General features: G+C 54.4%; 1 protein-coding gene. It reads right to left on the bottom strand.

All coding sequences use genetic code 11. The features are described 5' to 3' along the window. Positions 1 to 214: 214 nt before the first annotated feature. On the bottom strand, positions 215 to 2,737 hold a 2,523-nt coding region (locus CRO87_RS22230), incomplete at its 5' end, for an Ig-like domain-containing protein (protein ID WP_141398734.1).

A 2,737-nucleotide genomic window follows, 5' to 3' on the forward strand; every position in this document is an offset into this window, starting at 1 on the left:
CGGACGGGCTGCCCGAAGGGTGAGCACAGCGAATCAATCCCCCCCTCACCGCCATATTTAAAGAAGAGCTCGTACGAAAGTACGGGCTTTTTTTTCATTGCCCGGCGGCGCGGCGCTTGCCAGGCCTACGAGTCGAAGCGCATCGTAGGCCGGCGTCAGGCGTAGCCGCCACCCGGCATTACCGACCGATAAAACAGCGGAAGCGCCAGACTGCTTAAAGGATGATAGCCGTGTTATCCGGGCTGGCCAGCAGGCTGTTGATATCTGCCATACTGCTGCCCTCGACGGTAATACTCATCGTCGAACCCTGGCTTTGCATCTGCCCATCCGTGTTGATATTAATCACGGCATCTCCGTTGCTGTTTTGACTGACCTGAATGTAATCTGCAAGGTTGTTATCTATATTGCCCCCCAACAGCTCACTCAGATCGATGCGATCACCCTCTTTGGCGTTAAAATCCTTTATCACGTCGTGACCATCATCGCCTTTCAGCCAGGTGAAGGCATCCTGACCTGCTCCTCCGATAAGCATATCGTTGCCTTTTCCACCAATCAGCACATCATTCCCCGTACCGCCGAACAGAAGATCGTTCCCGTCACCGCCGTTAAGGAGATCATGACCACCGCCGCCGATCAGAAGGTCTTTGCCCTCCCCGCCGTAGAGTTTGTCGTTACCGCTCCCCAAACCGCCCAAAACATCGCTGTTCTGACTAATAAAATCGGAGACGCCTTCAAACGTCAGCTTACCCACGGTCGTGTTCATCGCTTCGGCAAGTTTGCTGGCACTTTCATAGCCATCGCCCAGCAGAATGTCGTCGCCCTTGCCGCCAAACAGCAGGTCATCGCCGCTCCCGCCGACAAGAAGATCGCTGCCGCCACCGCCGTAAAGAATGTCGTCACCCAGGCCACCAAACAGCACATCTTTCCCACCATCATTCTGCGACTGATCGAACTCTTCAGGGTGCTCCGCGATATATTGTGAGATATGCGACACGCCGAGTTTGCTGGCATCCACGCCCAACTTGTCGGCAACATAGGCTTTCATCGCGTCAAAACCACTGCTGCCGCCAAACAGCACCATATCGCCGAATAAAATGTCATTCCCGGCGTTGCCGTGCACGGTATCCTGCGCGCCAGCCATCTGCACGTTGTCACCGCCAAGGATAGCTTCAGCAAGCTTATCCGCCGCAATCCCCGACATCACATTGCCATCGGAATCATAGGGTTTAAGGTCATTTGCGGAAATGCCGTTGTTGATGCCAATCGCCTCAACGTTGTTGCAGACGCCCATCAGCAAAAGAAAGGCAGAGTGCGCATTGCTTGTCGTGGTGCTGCTGGTTGAGCTGCCGGCTCCGCCCAGCGTGGATAACTCATAGCCGCCTTTGCCGTCGGCTCGCAGAACGCCTACATTCTGGCGATCTGAGGCGTTCCATGAATACACATTGCCCTGCGCATCAATAACCACCCGCTCGTGCCCGGCAATTTTCATTGTGACAACCTGCCCTGCGGTATAGTTGAGAGTACTCAGATCGAGGGTAACCACATTGCTGCTGCCGCTTCGACTATCAACATCGATAAGTGATTTCTCCCCGGTCTGATAATAAGTCGGCTTACCGTCGGTGATGAAATAGGTCAGATTTTCGCTGCCTTCGCCGCCCACTTCATGGAACCAGTTCGCGGTTGTTTTGAACGCATCCTCGTAGTTTGTGCCGCCGCCGCTGGTCATTTTCGCTAATGCATCAGTCAGCGTTTTTAGCGCGTTCGGGTCACGAAGATCCACCGAGACGGCAAAATTCACCTGGGTATCAAAATCAACCAGCAGAATGTTCACCTTCCCGGAACTATCAAACTGGGCATTCTGGTGCAGGGAGTTAAACACCTTCGTGAGTGAGGCAATGATCGACTTAATATCGCCGCTGTTGACGCTGCCAGAGGTGTCTACGATGAAGGCAATGTTGTAATCCTGCCCCGGCTGCTGCTGGAACCCCTGGGTGTCGGCAATGATAAGATCACTGGTTTCGTCACCGCCCTCAAGGACGTTGTCATGTTCGTTACCGGTGATGAGATTGCCCATTTCAACGTTGACGGTGGTCAGGGCAGAATCATTAACCACGTTCCCGTAGTCGTCGCGAATCTCGATCGAGGCGCTCACTTCCGGGTTTTTCATCAGATTCTCAGCGGTAAATTCAGCTTCCCAGACCAGCTTTCCTTCCCCGTCTTTCTGGACTTTCACGGTGTGAGTTACATCGCCGACGGTGACGTTTATATAATCCCCTTCGGCAGCGTTGCCCGATACGGTTCCGGTCACCTTGATGGTCGGCGCGTCCTCGCCGGGTAGCTGATTAGTCTCCGCAAAGCTCAGGAAATTATCCCCGGTTACGTCGTCAATGGTGATTTCAACGTCCAGCGGAGTCGGTACCACTGTTGTGAACGCTTTGTCTCCAACCTCATTGTCATATTCATCGCTAAGGCTGATTTCTGCTGTCACCTCGCCGCCATCTTTGATTAGCGAAGTCTCGACTGCCGTGCTCCACGTACCGTCGCTGTTCACCGTCGCCGTACCGATCGGGCGTCCATCCATGGTCAGCGTAATTTCGGTGCCTTCCGGCGTGCCCTCACTCACCGTGCCGCTGATGGTGGTGAGCTTTTCACTCAGTTCAGCGTTATTGAGGAAGCCGTCACCGCCAATGGTGTCGATGGTTATCTCGACCGACAGCGGGCGCGGCTCAACCGTTGC

It is taken from the genome of Enterobacter sp. CC120223-11 (assembly GCF_900215375.1).
Taxonomy (GTDB): domain Bacteria; phylum Pseudomonadota; class Gammaproteobacteria; order Enterobacterales; family Enterobacteriaceae; genus Scandinavium.